The organism is Ensifer sp. ENS02 (assembly GCF_014851885.1).
GTDB lineage: Bacteria > Pseudomonadota > Alphaproteobacteria > Rhizobiales > Rhizobiaceae > Ensifer > Ensifer adhaerens.
Genome location: NZ_JACVAO010000011.1, coordinates 17,602 through 34,520 on the forward strand (window position 1 = coordinate 17,602; position 16,919 = coordinate 34,520).

A 16,919-nucleotide genomic window follows, 5' to 3' on the forward strand; every position below is an offset into this window, starting at 1 on the left:
CGTTAGAGGAACCAAGGCTTATGACCAATCGCTCCGAAGGTCACGGCGTCCGGATCCCAGCCTTTCACCGAAGCCAGACCTGCAAGCCGCTCGGCGATGAGATCGGAATAGCGAATTGTTATGGGGAATGGCTCGGGTGAGAGCATCCGCCAGGAGTGGGCGGAGAATGCAAACGCCTGGCGGGAGAGATAGGTCATGTCCTTGAACGTCGACCTTTGATGGAGCTTAATGAGGGCAGGCCGCGGCATCCCGTCAGTCACCTGCTTCAGTTCGGAGGCTCCCGCGAAAACAACCAGGGACTCGTAGTCGCTGAGACGGATATGAAGCTGTCGCGCTGGGCCGAGGACACCTTTCTTCCCGCCTCTCGCCGCGATGCCCTTCTGCGCGTGATCGAACACCAGAAATGGATGGTCCGGGGCAATATGCAGGTACGCCGCCTTGACATCGCCCAGGCCCAGCTCGCCCGTCAGAGCGTCGATCGCCTCGATCTCCGACTCCTTGAACGGTTTGAACGAGTGGAAAACGAGCCGGACCTTGTCTGTGCTCCTCCAGTTATCCTCGGTCCGGATGGCCTCGATCGTCCGCTTCAGCGTTTTGCGTAGTTCCTCGGGATAATGGTCGTACGGAACCGCAGCGGTTCGGTCGCTGAGAAGATAACTTCCATCGCTGGAAAACACCGTTGTTATCCCGACATGCCGCATCTGGGGGCCGAGCCGGCTTTCAGAACTGGTGCTCGAACCCAAGCCGATGACAAGCTCGTGGGCGACCGTCTGACTAGATGCTAGCAGCCATGGCGTGCCCCCGAGCTTCGCGTATGTTGCTAGGCTGAGATGGTTCATCGGAAACACGAGATCGTTGTCCGAGAACGACATCGTCTCCAGACGCACGCTCTGAACGGGAACGTCCCGCCTGAGGAAGATAGACTTAGTGGTGTAGTAAGGGTTCGAGCTGTCGGCGAGCGACTTGAACTCCTCTTCGATCTGGACGATCGCAAGATCCCACTCGAAGCCTCCGTCGCGGGCCTTGTCCAGCGCCTCGCGACTGGCGATTGCGTAGGCTTCGTCCGATGTGCCGTCGGCGAGGAAATAGTGGACCGTCGGCTTGTTGAGGCGGAAGCGCTTGATGAAGCCGTCCCCATAGCGCGCGAAGTTCTTTCCCTGCTGAAGGACCTTCGGCATTCCATTCAGGAATTTCGCCACGAACTCGTCAACGCGCCCTTCGAGGCGCGCCTGACACACAACGGCGATGTTCAGTCCCTTCGGACTGAAGACCTGCTCGTCGTAGGGGCCATGATCCTTCAGCCCCCGCTCCGCCCAGTCGTCCTTCCGGCTGCCGCTCGGATCGAACAGCAGGAAAGGCTTCTCGATCATCTCTCCGGGAGGAAACAGACGTCCATTGGTGTTCAACAACGCATCTATGGCAAAGTGGGCGCCGGGAACGGCGGCAGGCTTCTTCTCTCTCAGGTACTTTACGATGCTGTCGATGTGCTCCAGCTTGCCCGGACCGGAGGCAAGGTTCTGCGAAGCCCGCTGGGATCTCTCAAGAACGCGTTCAGCGTCGCGCCCAAGGACCTTGCGCACGCATTCCTCGAAGTTTTCCTTGCGCGGTTCCAGGAAGGCCAGTCTCGCAGCCACTTTTTCGTAACCCGGCTCGGAATCCTCCAGAACGAGCTCTTCGCCGTCAATACTGCGGACCCGACCGACAAGCTTTCGCTTGGGCATGATCCGGTCATCGGTCAGAGGCAGTTCGATCTGGACGTATCTGCCGATGATGTGGACCCCGGCATCGAGAAGGACATCGCAAGTCGCGGAGATGAAGGACTTTGCCCGGACATCGCACACGATTCCAAAGATCCTTCTGCGGTCGACGGTAATATGCCGGGTATGGATCTCGGTGACGGACAGCCGCTGGAGCCAGTCCGGCAAATCGGCGTGCTCGATCAGCGGAACGCGCGCCCCGAGGAACTTCAGGGGATTGTTCGACAGGATGGGCCGCTTGCCCAGAAGCTGGATAAGCGATTCCTGCAAGAGCATCGGCCAGAAGATCTGGTGCTGTCTCAGATCAATCGTTTCCTGGACATGTCCAAGCGGGGCTGCGCCCAGCACGATCGGAATGTCGACGATGCTGTCCGCTCCGTCGCGTCTGAAGAGATGAGTGTCCCTGAAATCGTCGCGCAGCTCAGCAAGGCGCTCCTTGTCATAGTCCTGGCGCCCGACAAGAATGCTGTAGTTACCTTCCAAGGAAATCGGTGCGAAATTAATCGTCAAGTCCATTGAAGTCGCCAACAGAATCAGATGCGTGTGTTTTGAGTCTATAGTGGCGGGAAGTCTCCGCAATCGGAAGTACTGGATTTTTAAAAGTAAATCGGCGAGCGAAAGGCCTCCATGCACAGCTATTCTGCTGCGGTCGATGACATCGTCACGATTCAGACGGGTCTCGGCAAATTCTGGAAGAACGCACATGGCTGGGCTCCAGACGAAGCCGCTGCAATGCTCACCTCGGCGAGGCTCGAGCTTATGCCATCGCTCGCAGCGGCGCTGCACAAGTGGACGCCAGAAACCACGATGACGGACGGAGAACTGATCCTTGCCTGGGCAAATCTGGGCAGCCTCATGGAGAGTTCGCTTCGGCTCTTCCTGGCCGTCTATCTCAACGATTTCCTTGCCGACCACGAGACGGTCAAGAGCCTAGATGCCATGCACAAGAACGGCGAAAAGAAGGGGACGATTCATGATCCCACCGAAATCTCGCTCGAGAAGATGAAGCAGTACTTCGCCAAGAAGGATCTGCTGCCGCCAAAGGATCTGTCAGCGGTCGCCTTCATTCAAGGCCAGAGGAACGCAATTCACTCCTTCAGCAAGAAGGATATCGAAAGTGCAACCACGTTTCTCGTCCATGTCATTCGGTTCCGGCGGCTGATTGCCTTCATTGGTCTACGCTTGCCATATCCGGATGGATTCGAATTCGAAGGTCACTGGCTCGCCAGTAAAATCCTGGCAGAGCCCGTAACCTAATCGTACGCACTCAATGGTCGACGCCTGCGCCCTGAGGCGGTATCCGGAGATTGGCGTTGTAAACAATGTCACCAGCAAGACTTTGACCACCAAGAGGAACGCGTCACCGAATCCCAAGCGCTCGCCTGTTCATCGATGCCTAAGGTCGTGAAGACTTGAAATGATCGAACGTAGTTTCGAACCTACTGACGAGCCGTGCCTCCCGTCTCGTATTCAAGGGTGTAAGGCCTAGCTCGTTGTTCTTCCGATGCGCGGCAAACAGGGTCTTAACACTTGCGGACTCTGCAGTTCCGACGAAGTAGCGGTCGCCCTTGTAGACATCGTTCAGCAGTCCAAGAAACGAGCGTCCCAGGCCGATCCCGATCCCGGAATTCAGGTAGTATTTGCACTCGACGGCGAGCACGAGCTTGCTACTCCGGGGTTCGACGTTGGAAGCGCGGCAGATGTCGGCCTCGCTTTTGTAGAGCACGGCAACATCGCATTCGTGCGCGATATGGGAGCGACCCGCGACGAAGATGCCGACGTGCGCTTCCAATATAGGTCGCCCGGGAAAATCGATTTCGGCGTGGCAGTAGTCGTGAGCTGGCGAGAATATGTTGGACGGCGACGTTCTGAACCAGAAGCTGGCCGGATGGTTGCCGTGTCTGTCTCGGAACCTGATCGTGGCGCCTTCATTACGCGCAGCTCTCAGCACGAGAGCCCAGATGTACGCCTCGTAGAGGTCGTATCCGGCTGATGCGCTATTCAGATTGGCTTTCGGAAGACCCGCCAGCGCGGCGTCGATCTCAGTCAATAGATTGGGGCGCAACGGCATTAGACAGTGGCCTCACGCGGTTGGGCCAGCTCCGTTCGGATCTCGCTGATGAGCGCTTCCAACTTTGATGCGTCCATCGAGGTAGTGAGTAGCCCAGCAGGTGTCACCGTCCGGGTCGGAGCGTTTGCGACGTCATTGCCAAAATACAGAGTGCCATCGAATTCATCTACGTCCAGCTCCTCGAGTGATCGATTGATCTCGACCGCCATCCGGGTAGGGGCGACGACAGACGTCTCAATGCCGCGAAGCAGGATGTCAAGTTTCTCGCGGCCGGAGAAATCTTGCCTCTGGATAAAATCCGCGCTCGATGAGCCGGCTGTTCGGCGACCAGCGACAGGATCGACGATTTCCCGCTCGCCGGGCACCTTAAGTTTAATTTGGACGGCCTTTCCGGCTTCGATTTCAGCCAATATCGGTGTCAGATAGTCGTCGCGACCCTGAAGCTCGTCTTCATCTCGCCGTGAGGCCAGGATTGTCACAAGCTCATCGTAAAGGGCGTCCACCTCGTCTTCATCCATGCTTGTAGCGTTTCCTCGTTAAGAGTTGTATTCTCTCCATCGCTTCTATCTTGGCGGGCGAAAACTTCAAGCACCTTCACCACGCCGTGGACAGAGAACATGCCGAGGGTTTCGAACCGATCCGGCCCTACCAAGTCACAAAATCCCTGATCGGCCTTGTTTCTTGAAGCCCCTCGAAACACGAGGCGATGTTCAGGCCGAACCGATCGGGAACGACGATCATCGGTTTCATAGAAGTTGGTGCTTGAAGATTGTAATTTGCTGCGTGGAGAGGTTGGGTAAGTCGCAGGTCGATCGCGTGGATTTCAGGGCAAATGGCGGGACGTTTCGCAGACTGCGCCCGACATCCGGGAATGCATTGATCATCGGGAGATCCAGATGATGCTGGATATCGCCTCGCGCAGCTACTGATGCCGCCGCGGTCCATTTTGAATATTCCCATTTTTTGATTGCACCGGTGAATTCCTTCAGGCTACCGAGGCTCAAGGACGCGCGCTTCCGGATTTCGTCCGGAAACCTGATCAGTATTGGCATTGCGACGCCAGAATTGAAACAAGTCGATGTCCTCGCCAAGCATCTCGGTATGCATCAACTGATCAGTTGTCTCCTCGTCGTACGGTGCCGCCAATCCGGGCAAAGTGCTGGTATCGCCAAGAGCGACATGATCGAAAGACTTCAACGAGACCCTGTCGCATCCGACCGCATCCTTGGTCAGTGTCAGTCTGCCACCGGGGTTGACACCGACACGGTAAATCTCCGGAGATACAATCTCATACCACGCTGGCTCCATCATGATCGAATGATGGAAATAGAGATGAGGAGCCGCCAGAATGTGGACAGGGACATATCGGGCCACGGTGCTGGTGCGGCCTTCCGTGCTGCCGCGGTATACATCGAGCGTCAGGGTCGCCTCGGTCTCCCGGAAAGACGTCGTCTGAAAGCTGATCCGTCCATTTGAGGCCATCGCGATTCTGTGGAGATCGTCCTCATCACCGATCTTGTCGAGACTCGTAAAATAGGTGTAGGCAACGTTCTCCAGTCGGCGCGTTCCCTGCAGATTCCACGCCGACGACCAGAGTTCTCTGGAGCGTAGGATCGGGCCGAGATTGACGGGTGTCGTGTGGTGGTACAACAGGATCTCGAAATCACCACCCGCTGCTCTGCGAGCGCGTCCCGAGGCGATGTGCGCGATATGACGTGGTCCGGAAAGCTTGCACTTGTAGAGCTGCGAGCCATCCGCGTAGCATTTCACTCGTTGATCTGAACGGATCCGAAGGATCGAGCGGGCCGGTCTACGGGATCTGGGCGACCCGAGGTCTACCGAGAATGTGGCAACGTCGACACCGGGTTCGAAGTCCCACCCAAGTTGGCAGGGGCCAAAGAATGATGGTTGGAAGAACCGCCACGGCCCCAATTTCCCGAAGACAAGTTCCGGAACGATGACACTGCCGCGCCTGGAGTGCCCAAGGCGTAGCTTGACGAACGCGTCGTAGGCGCGCGCATCAACTCCGAGAGCTGCGGGTGAAAATCGGGAAGGCGGTCCAGCAAGCATGTTTAACGTCTTCCATTGGACAAAACTGACCACGCTTTCGAATGATGCGATCATGAAGATCGCCTTCTGAGCGCCGGGCGCCCCCCGCACAGAGCTTTCCCTATCCGAAATATCCGCTGCGCACGAGTCGCGCGTCTGCGATAACGCTGACGAGGTTGGGGAGGATCTCGGCCAGTCTCGCGAGTTGGATAACGAATACGGCCTACAATCATCCCAGGAGCATTCGTTGCGACTACCGTTCCTTCCGACCGGCGAAGTCCTGGAAGGCGTTTCGAAATGGCCTGCCGCCTTCTTCGGTACGGAACTGGAGGACTTTGCGGGCGCGCGAGGGAACGCTTGTTGGCTACAATCGTGCGCAGGGATTGGACGAGATCATTGTCGCGAGCGGACCGCATTCAGAAAATGAGCAGTCGCCTGTCAACTCGGAGCACATCAGGCAGCCAATGATCGCCTTCTCCATCGCACCGATCCGCGGTGACAAGGAGGTAGCGGGAGCCGCGAAGTTCAACAATCTGCTGGACCTGGTAAAGACCCCGACCAACAGTTGGGAATCCTTGATGCAACCCAAGGTCTCGGTCTCGAATGCGTAATGCGCGCAGGCAAGCTCCAGAGTGCAACCACCATGCAAACGCCCTCCTTCTCGTGAGCAGATCGGCTGGTGTGGTCTCATAGAATGTGCGATACGATTGCAGGGGGGGGGTTCTATGCAAAGCTTTGAAAAGACTGCAACACAACGCGCGGAAGCCGCGGCGACTCTGCTCAAAGACATGGAGGCGACTGCTGCGCGCATGCGCGATCTGATCGTCACCATGCCGGCGTATAATCTTCTTGGATACGTGTACGCGCAACATATGAGGAGAGCATTCGCGAATGCCCGTCGGGCGTCAGGCGACCCAGAGGCCGAGGTCCCCGACACCAGTATCGACGACCTTCAGTTTCTGCTTGAATACGTTCATGCGGTTCTCGCATCTGACGCTGAGCCCGCGCATACCCAATTTGACGAAGCTGCCTGTGCGGAACTCCTCGCACTTTCCCGCAAGCTCAGGGATCAGGCGTTGTTCTTCGCGATGGCCTCAACGCCCGATACTGGGGACGGACTCTTCGGTCCCGATACTGCCGATATCGAATACCACGCAAAAACGGGCTGGGTGCTGCTGCGCGGAAAGCGTTACCAAGTTCTTGAAGGTGAGTTTTACAGCTTTGTGCTGGCACCTCACGACGACGTCCTCAAAGAGGTCTATGGTATTGGTGCCGCTGAAATTGGGGCAGGTTTTCAACACATGGCCGATGCTTCCCGCATGGGCCTGGCCAACGCCATTGAAGAAATGACGAAGCAGGTGAAGGCGGTTCGTGACTTCGCCGCGGCAAAAGGTAAGCCGCTTGCAGACGTCATGGAGGAGTGGTCCGCCGCGAACGCGGACCAGTCAAAGGCTGCGGGACAAGCCATAGACGACATGTTCCGGGGTGGCGTAGCCAACTTCAGCCGTCACACGAAGCTGCCAACAACCCTGCTTGCCGACCTTGCGTACCAACGCGGCGAAGAAACGGAGTTTTTCGCTCCGGGAACGTATGTCGGAACCCCTTACAGGACGCTGCCTGCTCGGAAGAAACCGCTGATCCAGCTTGGTACAGATTACTACGCAGTCGATCCCTGCTTCACCCGCGATGCCGGGTATCGGGCCTTATTGTTCAACCTGCTCCGAAGGAAGCCGGACTATAAGAAGACCTTCGAACACCGGCAAAAAGTGATGAGCGAAAGCGCATTTGCCGATATCCTGTCTGTCCAGTTACCGGCGGCAACCATCTATCAGGAGGTCTACTACAAGGATCCCTCTACGAAGCAATGGTCCGAAAACGATACCGTAATTCTTATCGATGACATGCTGCTGCTAGTAGAAGCGAAGGCGGGGGCCGCAGCGACGATTGCGTCTCCGGCGCTCGACTTCAATCGCCACGCCCAGGCGGTACAAGATCTAGTAGTCAAGGCATACAAGCAGTGCGAACGGTTCTTCAATTATTTGAACTCGGCGACCGAGGTTCCGATCTACCGTCTGGTGGACGGGAAATACGAACAGTGTGGCCAAATTCGGCGCGCCGACTACCGTGTATTGATACCAATCGGGTTGACGGTGGAATCGTTTTCGCCTTTTTCCACGTACACGAAGAATCTGCCGCAGATTCAACCGCTGCTTGGAAAGCACCCCTTCATTTCGATGTCGATAGATGACCTGTTTGTCCTCCAGCGGTTTCTTCCCACACCGGGGCAATTCGCGCATTATATGGAGGTGCGTCAGGCGATGGCTGGCATACGTGGCGCTCTTCTTTTTGATGAGTTTGACCACCTTGGCGCATACCTGACCAAGAATCGGATTGATCTCGAAACCTCGGACCGCATGAACAAGAGCAAAGCCGACCTGCTCGTATGGGATGGCATGTCCCATGTGGTGGACCGAGGTTTTGAAGGAGACGACTGGGACAGCCGGCCGTTTCCTGCACAAGAGTTTCCGGACGAAGTGCTGAAGTTGCTTGGCGCGCTGCACGCAACCCGCGCCCCAGGATGGCTTTCAGCGGAAAGCCACATTCGCAATTTCGGTGAAAAAGCTAGGCAGGATCTTGCGAAAATACTGCAGGACATGCGGAAATCGCTCGACCTGCACCCGGCGCGCTACTTCATCATCGCCGGGGACGGAAAACTACTATTCGTATGGCTCGAGCGGGATGGCCAAGCGACGGACTGGAGCAAGGTCAATGACAAAGCCAGCGCTGCTGCCCTGGCTGGGAGAGCTTCGCGCGTTGTCGGCGTAATGGCAACGGCACTTGCAAACGGGAGCTACCAATCGGCAAAAGCTTTCCCCGTAACCTCGCCCACGGTTCGGACCGAAGCGAATGCCCACATCTACGAGGATGCCGTTCGCATGGTGCAGCCTGCTAGAGCAATAAATCTCAGGGAAACTGCAAGGGCTCCGCGAGCGGCCAATGAAAGAAAGCCAGGGCGCAACGATCCCTGTCCATGCGGCAGCGGACAAAAATTCAAGAAATGCCACGGTAGGTGAAACTCACGCCGGCAAGCACCGCCTGGCGGATCCTAACTCGGTCCGGCGCCGATATGGAGTGTTTTTTGGACGCTATTGACACCCTGCGCAGACGGCGTCGATGAGTAACCCCATGGATGTCTACCTTTCATGTTTAGATTTTCGGTGCAATGAACGAGGGCGCGACGCCTAAGGATGCCAACCGTGGCCCCCGCTTCGAAGCTAAGTCTCAAGTTTCGGAGACGCTTTCCTGCGATACTTTACTTGTCTTCGTTGTCGGGAACGCGCTTCTTCAGCGTCTCCCTGCGCCTACCCTGGGAAATGATCCTGCGCCCGACCTTGGCCGGTTCGAAGCCCGCCCTCGAGAGCGCCTCGCCCAATGTTTCGTTGTCGTTAGCTTTTCCGAGGGGGCCGACGTCGATGGGTTTTGCCTTATCGTTGTTTTCATCGCGGGGCATGCCAGACTCCAATCGAATCGGACGCTGTCGAGCGGACGAAAGCTTCAGCACCTCCATGACGTCGTAGGGCGCAGCTAGAATTGGCGGCGCGAAGCCTGGCCGAGCGGCCTGCGGTGCACATCGGCTGCGACAAGCATACTTGCAATTTCACCCGGCCTCCGGAAGGTTCATTGTTGCCGTCTTGCACGCTCGCGCGCTTCCCGCAATCCTTCGACAAGACGCTCCAGCCGTCGGAGCGAACCACCCCTCCAGACGTTCGCCAACGCATCCAGCTCGAATCCTTCAAGCGGCGTCGCCCAGCGCGGATCGTGACCCGCGTCGATGTACTGCCGCTCCAGGATTCGCGTTGCAAAGAGGGGCAACTGGTCAGCTCCCGGATCGGGAAAGCGCAGGATTCGACACCTGTCCAGCAAAGCCTTCGGGATCGGCTCCATCGAGTTTGCGGTCATCAGCCAGGATACGTTCGACAGATCGCAGTGAGCCTGAAGGTAGGGATCATGCCAGCGTCTCGACGTCTCGGGTTCGAACAATCCGATCAGCACGTCGTGCACATTGCCATTGTGCCGGCTCGTCCCAATCTTTTCGATCTCATCGAGAATGACCACCGGTCCGGCGCATTCGTGCAGGCGCACCACCATGACCGGTAGGCTGGGTTCGCCCGACGACCACCTTCGGGCCGTTCCGCCGATGGAACTGTCACTGAGACCGCCGCACGAAATGAGGTTATAGGGAGTACCTAGTTCCTCAGACAATCGCCGGGCGAAGCGCGTCTTCCCGCCTCCGGGTGACCCGAGAAGGATGATCGGCCTCATGTGGACAGTCCGCCGGCCGCTGAGGCCTTCGAGCACTTTGTCAACAACCGCCACAGCATGGGGAAACTCCGCGACGAGCCGCGAACGAACTCCGGCCAGCTCAGGCATGGTGTGCAGCGGCAACGGACGCTGCTTGAACTTCGCGAATTCCTTTGCCACTCGCTTACCCTCGGCCGTCGCTTCATTTCCGATGCCACTGATAACGACCACTCCGTCGGAAGGTCGCTCAAAGTTTTCCGACGGCTCCTTTGCCCAAGTTGCGAATGCAAGATCGTCGGATGATGAACCCTGGGGTTCCGGCTCATCGACCGTTGACGCGGCGATCGCATTTCTGAAGTGTACCTCGTACGCTCGGACCTCCGGCTCGAACCAATCTGCATACCTCTGAACGGAGACGCCTGCTCGCAGGCGCCGGTCGAGTTCACGGGCTTGCATCGCCCAACCGAGCGAACGTGAAAGAAGGGCGTGCCCCCTCCCGCGACCTAGTTCCCCAGAAGCGAGATGCGCGATTTCACCGGCGATCAGAGCCGTCGCTTGGCCGTTCCCAAAGTAGGCCCGGTAGAACCGGCACCGCAGAAGACACTCGTCGATAGGCAATCCCTGGGCATCAACGATGAGATCAAGGGCGGCCTCCACCGCAAGCACGCCATCCTCACTCGGCTCGACGCTAAGCTCGTCCAGGCAGGCAGCGAGGAGTTCGAGTCCTGTCCGTTTGCGCTTCTTCACGCGCCCGGACAGTCGGCTGGAATATTCGCGGATGTCTTCAGCCAAGTCTTCGCGGAAAAGGGTCATCCCACGAAGCAGTTCCTCCGCCGTTGGCAAATGCAGCCCAGCGATTGCCGCCTTCTGGCGGCGTTGAAAGTGGCGGTCTAGTGATGGCGGTTTATCTGTCACAGGCCACCCCTTTGCCGCCTGTTCGAGCCCTGCGGCAAGGCAGCCGCGGCGAATATGTCGTGCGGTGGGACGTCCGATCGCGAGAATGGCGTCTCAGTAGAGGCGTCGCCGGTGGCGAAACCTGCGACAGAGGAGTGTCAGTTGTCCCGCTCATGCGCTTCCGGTTCGGGCCGGATGCCCGAGACGGTACCAACGGTTGAGCGTACGCGCGATCCCGATCTCCGTGTCCATGTACATAAGCTGACTGGTCATGATTTCACGGCCGTCGCCCAGAGATGGATGTCCAAAGACGAATCCTGAGAGGCAGGCCGTCCTGCGCGAATACATCTGATGGGCTTCGAGGATGGGAGCGGTGTGGAGCGACAGTGTATGGGTTATTCCAGCCTCAATCGAGCGCAAATCGGCTGACAGTCTCTGCGCATCTTCTGCGCTCAAGTAGGCGAATTTCATGGGAGTAACCTTTTTGCGGCGATTTGTAGGTGGGGGGCGCGAAGGATTAGCAATGGTGGTGGCGCGTCGTTGTTGACCGCCGTCGGCGGAGGTGCTCGGCCGTTCAACCTCGCGACGCCTTATTAGCGGCGCGCATAGTCGTCGAAGCATCAGCTCGAATGTCCCATCGATACAAGGACTCGGTTGCGCGTGCCGCCGGTCGTCCCAGTAGATACTAATGGTTCGCAGATCTGGCCAATTTCCCACGCACCGAGAGCAAGTGTAGTGGTGTCGTGCATTCAAGTGCACCGAAGGAGTCGTGTTGAAAGGAAAGACCCCTTGGCTGATTGAGTTCGCCTACCAGCATTGGGACGGACCGCTCCGCAATGAACCAGTTTTCGATCAGTGGAGCCACCAGCGACTCGATGCTGGGGAGACGTTCATTTTGGCAGATCGTAAACAAGTCCTCCGAAAGCTCATGGGCACGCCGACCGTGCCTGAATATGGCTAGGTACGATGAGTTGAAGTCTCTCTCTCCAAACCGCAACAGGTCCATCTGTTTCGCTTCTCCCAAAAACTCGATCGATATCTGAGTGAGCATTTAGTGCGTTTTGTAGTCAACATGATCACCAGCGAGATAATTTGTCAGAATCGGATGTTTGTCAACTTATTTGCAGTGATGAATCTGCTCGACTGAAACGTCTGGATCGTGGTCAGCTTGGGAGGTGATCCGGAGACTGGTGTTAGCCGCCACGTTGTCGTCATTTTGCATGAAGACTACTCACGACTGAGGATCCTGACGGGCTAATGGAGCAGTGAACCAAGGTGCTCGCGACAGGCTCACGATCCTTCAAATGATCACCTTGATCTCATGTCGGTATCGGTGGTTGCGTGCCCCCGCAACCAAATCAAAAAAAAGCCCGCATGGAGAAATCCAGCGGGCTTTTTGACGTTTAAACGGCGCGCACAGGGGCGACCCTCATCGGGTGGAGAGAGGCGGCGGCGGTGGCGGCGTCGTCGAGCCCGGACCCAGAGAGCGTTGGACCATGACGCTATCGGCCCAGCGCCCGTAACGATAGGCGACACCCGGAAGCAGGCCGACGCGTACGAAGTTGAAGCGTTCGTGCAAAGTGAGGGAGGCGACATTGTCGGCGTCGATGTAGCCGATCATCTGGCGAAAGCCGGCTGCGGCGCAGGCGTCGATCAGGCCCCGCATGAGCAGACGTCCGACGCCTTGACCGAGATGCTCGTGGTGAACATAGATCGAGTGCTTGACCGTGTAACGGTAGGCGGGGCGCTTGCGAAACAGCACGACATAGGCGTATCCGACCACCACGCCCTCCTTGACCGCGACGAGATGGGGCAAGCGGCGGCTTTTCAGGTTCTTCCGCCGCTCGCGAAGGTCGTCCGGCTGTGGTGCGTCGCCCTCTTCGACACCCTCTTCTATGCCGCGTCGGATGTGCCGGCGATAGATGGCCAGCATGGCATCAACGTCGCTCTCCCGCGACGGGCGAATGATGATTGTTTCATCCTGCGGCATGAGGGGTCACGAAACTCCAAAATTCTATTCAGCGACGACGTAGGTATGAAGTCGTATGCGGCCCGACGCGTCGGTTTGGCGGTAAAGGCCCTGGATCTCGACGTCGAAGCCGGGGAAAGTGTTGAAGCAGGTTTCGAACATCTTGAGATAGTCGATCATTGGCTGTGCGCGCTCGGTCAGTCGCTCGCCCGGCACGATTGTGGCGATCCCCGGCGGATAGACGACAAAAGGTGTCGTTGCGATCCGCCCGGCAATGGCGTCGATCGGCAGAAAGTCGACGTCGTTGCGCACAAGGCAGCGCGCCGCGTCGTGGGGTGAAAGGGCGATATCCGGCAGATGCTCTTCGGAAAACTGCTTGGCCTGCAGCACGCTGACATTGGCGTCGCGGAAGAATCGATGCATCTCGCCGCACAGATCACGCAATCGCACCCCCGCGTAGCGGCCGGGGCGGCGGCGATAGAACTCCGGGATGACCTCTTCCAGAGGCGCGTTGTCGTCATGAAGCCGTTTGAATGCGACGAGGCCGCTGATCAGTGTGCCCGCCTTGCTTGCCTCGACGCCGGGCGTGAGCAGAAACAGCAGAGAATTGAGATCGTTTTTCTCTGCGACGATCCGGTTCTCGCGCAAGTACTGCGCAACGATCGGGGCGGGAATGCCGTGCTCTGAATATGCGCCGGTTGCCCTGTCAAAGCCTGGCGTGAGCAACGTGAGCTTGTTGGGATCGGTCATCGCGAAGCCCGGCGCCATATCGGAAAAGCCGTGCCATGCAGCCCCCGGGGTGAGGTGCCAGAAGGCCGGATTGGTGGCGAGCTGATCGGTGGCGACGCTCTCCCATGGCACGTCGTGTACCGCTCCGGGGCTTGCCACATCCGGCATGGCCACGCGGTCCGGCACGAAGGGCTCGAAGAACCAGCGGCGCTCGGGCCGACGCTCCTTTTCCTCGAACTCCCTACGCACCGCCCGGATTTTCTTGCGAAGCTCGATGCCGAGCCGGATCGTATCGTCCCACAGCACTTCGCCGGAACGACCCTTCATCATCTGCGCGCCGACATCGAGGGATGCGAAGAGCGGATAAAAAGGCGACGTCGAAGCGTGCTGCATGAAACTCTCATTGAAGCGTCGGTGCTCGACCCGGCGCTTCTGGCCGGTAATGTGCCGATCCTTCATGTGGATCTGCGATGCCTGCGAAAAGCTCGCAAGCTGCTTGTGCGTGGATTGCGTTGCGATGATGCCCGGTGCCTCGGGTCCGAGTTCGGCAAGGCCCATGGCAAAACGACCGGCATAGAGCGGGTGAAATTTCATGAAGCCCGCCCAGGCCTCGTCGAACAGGATGTAATCGCACAGATGGCCGATGGCTTTCAGGATCATCTCGGCATTGTGGATCGTGCCGTCATAGGTGCACTGTTCCACCACCGCCACCCGAAACGGGCGCGGTTTCTGCCAGGCATCCGGGTCCTTGACCAGCGGGTGGGCGCGGATGCGTTCGCGCAGCGCCTCCTCATTGAGCGCGCCTAAATCCATGGGGCCAATGAGCCCATGGGCATTTCTGGCGGTCGGCACATAGACCGGGATGCCGCCGGAGATCATCAGCGCGCCGTGATGGGCCGCCTTGTGATTGTTACGGTCAAACAGCACCAGGTCGCCATCGGTGACCAGAGCGGAAAGCGCAACTTTGTTGGAAGTCGAGGTGCCGTTAAGGACGAAGTAGGTCTTCTCCGCGCCAAAAATCTTGGCGGCTTCCTTCTGGGCGGCGAGCGCCGGCCCTTCATGGGTCAGGAGATCGCCGAGATCAAGCACGGAATTGTCAAGATCATCGCGAAAGACCGCTTCGCCCAGATGCTCCATGAACACGCGGCCGACCGGGCTGCGGCTGTAGAACACGCCGCCGTTGTGTCCGGGGCAGGTCCAAAGCTGGTTGCCTTCCTCGGCGTAATCCACCAGCGCGCCAAAGAAAGGCGTCTTCATCGTCTCGGCATATTGCTTGAGGCGGCTGATGAGGTTTTTCGCGATGAAGGCAGGCGTCTCTTCGGATAGAAAGACATAGCCGTCGATGAAGTCGAGCACTTCGACCGGTACGTCCTCAAAGCGCTTGCGTCGGATGAGAAGGATGATCGGGAATTCGAGACCGCGTCGCCGCATCAGATTGATGAGGGAGGCGGTCTTGCCTTCCATGCCTTTCTTGCCCCAGTCGACCATCATGCAGCCGATGGCCGCGTCCGTCTGGACGGCGATTTCCGCGTCCTCAAGGCTCCGTGCGCGGACCACCTCGAAACCCGACCGCTCGATCTCCTCGACAATCTGTTTGTACCGGGCCCCCTCGAGATCCTCGTTGTCGAAGGCGGGTGTCGCGAACAAAAAGGTGAAGCGTCTGAAGTAATCCATCTGTGCCTCCGCCATTTACACGAAGCGAGTTGTTCGTGCGTTTCGTGACGATGTTGTGACGGCGGCTCTGGTTAGACGCGATCTGTGAGCCGCAGGAGGTTGCGGAACGCCCGATGCGCTCTTGAAGTTCCACTGCGGTAAGTCGCGCGCGAAGGAATACCGACGACGGGTCGGACGTCCCTTCAATGCCCGATCCAGGCGAGCGGATCGCCGCTGCTAGCAGCAAGGGCTCCTATGAGGCATGCAAGTCGCGCGATATCGGAGCGCCCAGGCAAAATCGTTCGAACTGCGCGGTAAAGCCTTCGCGCTCAGGAGAGCAGGCCATGACACCGATCCGTGCGTCTTCACCGGAGAATGGACATAACCGCGCCATCTGCCACGGACCATCGCCAAGGTGAAACTGGACCCTGAGCGCTGCCTCGTGCCGCGTCAGCCGGATATGCACTTCCGCGTTCGGCTGCGCTTGCGCAAGCGGGATTACGGACCAGTCCGACGTTCCGTTCGTGACGACAACTGAGAAATGCATCAATCCGTCGGTGAACTCTATGCCGGTCTTGAGCCAGTGAGTTTCGTCGATAATAAGCATCAGCCCGGCTTGATCGTAGAGCTCGCGATAATCACCGCGCACGACCACCGATGCGGTAAAATCTCCGCTCACCGCCTGCAGTCTGGCATGACCGGAATGGCGCCTGAAGCCATAGAAGGTTGTCTGCCAGAAGTCGGTATTCGCCTCCGTTTTGAGGGTTAGCACGCCATTTTCGACGTTCCAGTTTCGAGGCTCATTCAACCAGGTAAAATCCGTCAAAACTCCCTCCAGCCTTACGATTGGCACGCAGGACGCACCCACCATTGCAGCACATCTATGGCCGAAGCAGGCGTCCGTAAAGGTTTCTGCGCGAAAGGTCGCCACGCCTGTGTGGGCGACTTGTCGGCCGGAGGCGCAGCCTTCACCTGCATTCGTAGCGCCGGCCGTCACGCCCAATGAATGTTCCGCTGCGCGGGTCATAGGAGCGGTAGCGCGCAAGGCACCGCGCATCGCGATCGTTGCGCCGATAAGCTTCCGCCTCGCGCTTCCGCTCGGCCTCCTGTGCCGCACCGATAATGATGGCACCGAGGGCCAAACCGATCGCGCCGGCGGCCAAACCAGCCTTCATATCCTTCTTGTCCTGTTTTTCCTGGCGCTCGCGCCACCGATCGCGCCGCGCCTCCTCACAACGCCACCGGTCTCTTCCGTGAAGGTCCCGACAATGGTGCCAACCTCCATCGTAATCGTCAGCTAGGACGGTTGGAGCTGCAGGCACGGTCGCGCCCAAAGCTGCGGTCAGCGCGAGAACCTTACCGAAGACCGACGCACGCATGGGACATACTCCTTCAAATATCGAATCGACTGTTCAGGAGTCTTGCGGCCAGGCGTTGCGAGAACATTGCGGCGAAGCACAGGGTTAAGCCGTCGCGGCCAAGCGATTGCTGGAGC

At 58.3% G+C, this 16,919-nt stretch carries 16 protein-coding genes; 4 read left to right on the forward strand and 12 right to left on the reverse strand.

All coding sequences use genetic code 11. The annotated features are described in order from the left end of the window. Positions 1–2: 2 nt before the first annotated feature. Positions 3–2,273, reverse strand: coding sequence for a hypothetical protein (locus tag IB262_RS23125; RefSeq protein ID WP_192493831.1), 2,271 nt, complete (start codon positions 2,271–2,273; stop codon positions 3–5). A gap of 111 nt (positions 2,274–2,384) precedes the next feature. Here IB262_RS23125 and IB262_RS23130 point away from each other — a divergent pair, with 111 nt between their 5' ends. After that, on the forward strand, positions 2,385–3,014 hold the full coding sequence (locus IB262_RS23130; protein ID WP_192493832.1) for a hypothetical protein: 630 nt from the start codon (positions 2,385–2,387) through the stop codon (positions 3,012–3,014). A gap of 139 nt (positions 3,015–3,153) precedes the next feature. Here IB262_RS23130 and IB262_RS23135 read toward each other — a convergent pair whose 3' ends face one another. The 4 genes from IB262_RS23135 to IB262_RS23150 form a co-directional block, all read right to left on the reverse strand. Then, a complete protein-coding gene (locus IB262_RS23135; protein ID WP_192493833.1) occupies positions 3,154–3,828 on the reverse strand; it encodes a hypothetical protein in 675 nt (224 codons plus the stop codon). Next, positions 3,828–4,346: a hypothetical protein gene (locus IB262_RS23140; protein WP_192493834.1), complete on the reverse strand. Its 519-nt coding sequence runs from the start codon at positions 4,344–4,346 to the stop codon at positions 3,828–3,830. The genes IB262_RS23135 and IB262_RS23140 overlap by 1 nt, the downstream gene beginning before the upstream one ends. Positions 4,347–4,574: 228 nt before the next feature. Continuing rightward, the gene (locus IB262_RS23145; protein WP_192493835.1) at positions 4,575–4,832 is read right to left on the reverse strand and encodes a hypothetical protein; all 258 of its coding nucleotides are present in this window, start codon (positions 4,830–4,832) and stop codon (positions 4,575–4,577) included. Beyond that, on the reverse strand, positions 4,819–5,952 hold the full coding sequence (locus IB262_RS23150) for a hypothetical protein (RefSeq protein WP_192493836.1): 1,134 nt from the start codon (positions 5,950–5,952) through the stop codon (positions 4,819–4,821). The genes IB262_RS23145 and IB262_RS23150 overlap by 14 nt, the downstream gene beginning before the upstream one ends. A 308-nt stretch (positions 5,953–6,260) precedes the next feature. On the opposite strand from IB262_RS23150, the gene IB262_RS23155 reads away from it, so the two are divergent. Continuing rightward, positions 6,261–6,488 (forward strand): hypothetical protein, encoded by a 228-nt coding sequence (locus IB262_RS23155; RefSeq protein ID WP_192493837.1) that lies wholly within the window; start codon positions 6,261–6,263, stop codon positions 6,486–6,488. Positions 6,489–6,602: 114 nt separating this feature from the next. Further along, a complete protein-coding gene (locus IB262_RS23160; protein WP_192493838.1) occupies positions 6,603–8,951 on the forward strand; it encodes an SEC-C domain-containing protein in 2,349 nt (782 codons plus the stop codon). A gap of 239 nt (positions 8,952–9,190) precedes the next feature. On the opposite strand, the gene IB262_RS23165 is transcribed toward IB262_RS23160, so the two are convergent. The 3 genes from IB262_RS23165 to IB262_RS23175 all read right to left on the reverse strand — a co-directional run bounded on the left by IB262_RS23165 (position 9,191) and on the right by IB262_RS23175 (position 11,544). Continuing rightward, the gene (locus tag IB262_RS23165) at positions 9,191–9,388 is read right to left on the reverse strand and encodes a hypothetical protein (protein WP_192493839.1); all 198 of its coding nucleotides are present in this window, start codon (positions 9,386–9,388) and stop codon (positions 9,191–9,193) included. Between the two features lie 167 nt (positions 9,389–9,555). Beyond that, positions 9,556–11,094 (reverse strand): AAA family ATPase, encoded by a 1,539-nt coding sequence (locus tag IB262_RS36720; protein ID WP_192493840.1) that lies wholly within the window; start codon positions 11,092–11,094, stop codon positions 9,556–9,558. Between the two features lie 150 nt (positions 11,095–11,244). Further along, the gene (locus tag IB262_RS23175) at positions 11,245–11,544 is read right to left on the reverse strand and encodes a DUF6634 family protein (protein WP_192493841.1); all 300 of its coding nucleotides are present in this window, start codon (positions 11,542–11,544) and stop codon (positions 11,245–11,247) included. A gap of 301 nt (positions 11,545–11,845) precedes the next feature. Here IB262_RS23175 and IB262_RS35725 point away from each other — a divergent pair, with 301 nt between their 5' ends. Next, positions 11,846–12,034, forward strand: a complete 189-nt coding sequence (locus IB262_RS35725) for a hypothetical protein (protein WP_210337663.1) — start codon at positions 11,846–11,848, stop codon at positions 12,032–12,034. A gap of 468 nt (positions 12,035–12,502) precedes the next feature. On the opposite strand, the gene IB262_RS23180 is transcribed toward IB262_RS35725, so the two are convergent. The 4 genes from IB262_RS23180 to IB262_RS23195 form a co-directional block, all read right to left on the reverse strand. After that, the gene (locus IB262_RS23180) at positions 12,503–13,063 is read right to left on the reverse strand and encodes a GNAT family N-acetyltransferase (protein WP_089046316.1); all 561 of its coding nucleotides are present in this window, start codon (positions 13,061–13,063) and stop codon (positions 12,503–12,505) included. 24 nt (positions 13,064–13,087) lie between these two features. Next, positions 13,088–15,445, reverse strand: coding sequence for an Orn/Lys/Arg decarboxylase N-terminal domain-containing protein (locus IB262_RS23185; protein WP_192493842.1), 2,358 nt, complete (start codon positions 15,443–15,445; stop codon positions 13,088–13,090). Positions 15,446–15,677: 232 nt separating this feature from the next. Continuing rightward, positions 15,678–16,295 (reverse strand): DUF1349 domain-containing protein, encoded by a 618-nt coding sequence (locus IB262_RS23190; RefSeq protein WP_090301444.1) that lies wholly within the window; start codon positions 16,293–16,295, stop codon positions 15,678–15,680. A 97-nt stretch (positions 16,296–16,392) separates the two neighbouring features. Then, positions 16,393–16,803 carry a BA14K family protein gene (locus IB262_RS23195; RefSeq protein ID WP_143106251.1) on the reverse strand — a complete coding sequence of 137 codons (411 nt, stop codon included), beginning with the start codon at positions 16,801–16,803 and terminating at the stop codon, positions 16,393–16,395. Positions 16,804–16,919 lie beyond the last annotated feature (116 nt).

Bases quoted from the DNA above. Each gene is read 5' to 3' on its own strand.
- IB262_RS23165 (WP_192493839.1), bottom strand. From the start codon at position 9,388: ATGCCCCGCGATGAAAACAACGATAAGGCAAAACCCATCGACGTCGGC.
- IB262_RS23190 (WP_090301444.1), bottom strand. From the start codon at position 16,295: ATGGTGGGTGCGTCCTGCGTGCCAATCGTAAGGCTGGAGGGAGTTTTG.
- IB262_RS23185 (WP_192493842.1), bottom strand. From the start codon at position 15,445: ATGGATTACTTCAGACGCTTCACCTTTTTGTTCGCGACACCCGCCTTC.
- IB262_RS23125 (WP_192493831.1), bottom strand. From the start codon at position 2,273: ATGGACTTGACGATTAATTTCGCACCGATTTCCTTGGAAGGTAACTAC.
- IB262_RS23180 (WP_089046316.1), bottom strand. From the start codon at position 13,063: ATGCCGCAGGATGAAACAATCATCATTCGCCCGTCGCGGGAGAGCGAC.
- IB262_RS23140 (WP_192493834.1), bottom strand. From the start codon at position 4,346: ATGGATGAAGACGAGGTGGACGCCCTTTACGATGAGCTTGTGACAATC.
- IB262_RS23195 (WP_143106251.1), bottom strand. From the start codon at position 16,803: ATGCGTGCGTCGGTCTTCGGTAAGGTTCTCGCGCTGACCGCAGCTTTG.
- IB262_RS23175 (WP_192493841.1), bottom strand. From the start codon at position 11,544: ATGAAATTCGCCTACTTGAGCGCAGAAGATGCGCAGAGACTGTCAGCC.
- IB262_RS23160 (WP_192493838.1), top strand. From the start codon at position 6,603: ATGCAAAGCTTTGAAAAGACTGCAACACAACGCGCGGAAGCCGCGGCG.
- IB262_RS23130 (WP_192493832.1), top strand. From the start codon at position 2,385: ATGCACAGCTATTCTGCTGCGGTCGATGACATCGTCACGATTCAGACG.
- IB262_RS23135 (WP_192493833.1), bottom strand. From the start codon at position 3,828: ATGCCGTTGCGCCCCAATCTATTGACTGAGATCGACGCCGCGCTGGCG.
- IB262_RS23150 (WP_192493836.1), bottom strand. From the start codon at position 5,952: ATGATCGCATCATTCGAAAGCGTGGTCAGTTTTGTCCAATGGAAGACG.